This window comes from Bradyrhizobium sp. SHOUNA76 (assembly GCF_023006445.1).
Classification (GTDB): Bacteria; Pseudomonadota; Alphaproteobacteria; order Rhizobiales; family Xanthobacteraceae; genus Bradyrhizobium.
The window spans coordinates 1-1464 of sequence record NZ_JALBHA010000865.1 but is presented as its reverse complement, the minus strand read 5'-3'; the positions used below and the strand labels follow the sequence as shown (position 1 = coordinate 1464).

General features: G+C 67.1%; 2 protein-coding genes. Both read right to left on the bottom strand.

Features of this window, described 5'->3' with window-relative positions; genetic code table 11:
• Positions 1-211 precede the first annotated feature (211 nt).
• Entirely contained in the window at positions 212-679 is a 468-nt protein-coding gene (locus MOV74_RS38035) for a PaaI family thioesterase (RefSeq protein ID WP_246932634.1), read from the bottom strand.
• 11 nt (positions 680-690) lie between these two features.
• The gene (locus MOV74_RS38030; protein ID WP_246932633.1) at positions 691-1287 is read right to left on the bottom strand and encodes a TetR/AcrR family transcriptional regulator; all 597 of its coding nucleotides are present in this window, start codon (positions 1285-1287) and stop codon (positions 691-693) included.
• Positions 1288-1464 lie beyond the last annotated feature (177 nt).

Genomic DNA, 1464 nt, shown 5'->3' with positions numbered 1-1464 from the left:
CGACGCGGCCGCCGAGGCGATCGCCGCCGCCGGCGAGTTCTTCGATCCGGAAGCCGAGCCCGACGACGTCGAGCCGGCGCCGGCCGCGGAAGAGAAGTAAGCGAAGCATGTCGTTCCGGGGCGGTCCGCAGGACCGAACCCGGAACCTCGAGATTCCGGGTCTGGCGCTTGCGCGCCATCCCGGAATGACGAACAAAAGGGCCCGGTCGCCTCAGGCGGCCGGGCTTTTCGTTTTGGCGGCGACGTCCTCGCTCAACATCGCGATCGAGGCCAGTGCCGTTGCCGTGTGCTTCTCGACACCGTCGCTGACGCAGAACACGTCGGCCGCGACCACCGACACCTGCCGGCCCGGCTTGATCACCCGGGCGCGGCAGATCAGCTTCTCGCCGACCGCGGGCGACAACAGATTGAGCTTGTATTCCGCCGTCAGCGCCGGCTGACCGCGCGAGGTGGCGGCTGCGATCGTGGTGGCGTTGTCGACCAGGAAGGCGGTGACGCCGCCGTGGAAGAAGCCGTGCTGTTGCAGCAGCTCCGGCCGGCGATCCACGGCGATCGTGCAGGTGCCGCGCGACAGTTCCGAGAGCTCGGCGCCGACCAGGTTCATGAAGCCCTGCCGGCCGACATTGGCTTGGATGTGCTCGGCAAGTGCTGCGAATTCGGGATCTGCTTCGGCGCGCATGCAGTCTCTCCTTATTGCTTGTTGATGCGATCGGGTGGCCGTAGCGCACGGATGGCGCAGGCGATCAGCGTGTCGGCCTCGCTGCGCGGATCGGTGCGGTCGCGTCCCGACAGGAAGGCGCGGCAAAAAATCTGAGCCGGACCGATCAGCTGGCTGACGAACATCACCGGTTTCATCGGCAAGAGTTCGCCACTTGCAACCAGTGGCGCACGCCAGCGCTCGATACCTTCGGCAAGGCGCGCATTCTGCGCGCGCTGGGCGTCGCGCAAATCCTCGCCCCACTCGCTCCGGGAAATTTCGAAGAGATAGCGCGCCTCGCGCCGGCTGGTCACGACCCAGTCGAGATGCGCCCGGATCAGGCGATCGATGCCCTGCTCCGCATCCGGCACCGGATCGAGCGCAGCCAGCACCGCGGCGTGATAGTGCTGCAAGACCTCCAGGAACAGCGCACCGGCGAGCTCCTTCTTCGAGCCGAAGGCATGAAAGAAGCTGCCATTGGAGGCGCGCGCCCGGGTGCGGATCGCGGCGACCGTCGCAGCCTCGAAGCCGACGCGGTCGAACACGATCAGCCCGGCGGCCAACAGGTCGTCTCGCACGCTCGCCGTCATTGACGCCTCCTAGAGCACTACTCTAGAGCAACACTCTAATCGTGGTCAACACAAGGCGGGGGCCGCGATGAACGCGGCCCCCGCCTGTCGATCAAAAAATAGCTGGCTTAGCGCGAGATCGGCGGCGCCGGCGGACCGGACGATCCAGCTGGCGCTGCAGGCGGGGCCGCAGCGGTC

Coding starts and splice junctions, on each gene's coding strand:
- MOV74_RS38035 (WP_246932634.1), bottom strand. CDS start 679: ATGCGCGCCGAAGCAGATCCCGAATTCGCAGCACTTGCCGAGCACATC.
- MOV74_RS38030 (WP_246932633.1), bottom strand. CDS start 1,287: ATGACGGCGAGCGTGCGAGACGACCTGTTGGCCGCCGGGCTGATCGTG.